Annotated in this window: 1 pseudogene; it reads right to left on the bottom strand. The window is 58.1% G+C overall.

Annotation, left to right across the window (positions count from 1 at the left end):
* Positions 1-365 (bottom strand): annotated as a pseudogene (locus QN399_RS26225) (DUF2235 domain-containing protein); the annotation flags it as partial.

The following is a 365-nucleotide window of genomic DNA, read 5'->3' on the forward strand; positions in this document are numbered from 1 at the left end:
TCGTCGAAAAAGTCGGTGAGCGTGCGAGCGGTGTCGGTCAGGGGCTCGGCGGTTTTTAAGTCATAGAGCGCCAGGTAAGCCTGGTTACCAGAGGTGCGCAGGTCACGGTATTCCTGGGCTTCATCCTGCTCGTTGGTCAGGTATATCAACCCCCCGAACAGCAGATGAGGAATGGTCGCCCAACTGATGGCGTCACCGGCCAACGCCAGCGACCAGTTGCTCGGGTCATAGTCGCGACCGAACTCGGTCATGGCCCTGTCCATCTGGCGCTGATCGAGCGTGGGTTCAAAGGCTTTATGGGTATTAAAGTCGATGGGTTGTGCCGCGCCGACGCGTTGTTCATAACCCTGTTTGAGCGCCCGATA

Source organism: Pseudomonas sp. 10C3 (assembly GCF_036346185.1).
Lineage (GTDB): Bacteria > Pseudomonadota > Gammaproteobacteria > Pseudomonadales > Pseudomonadaceae > Aquipseudomonas.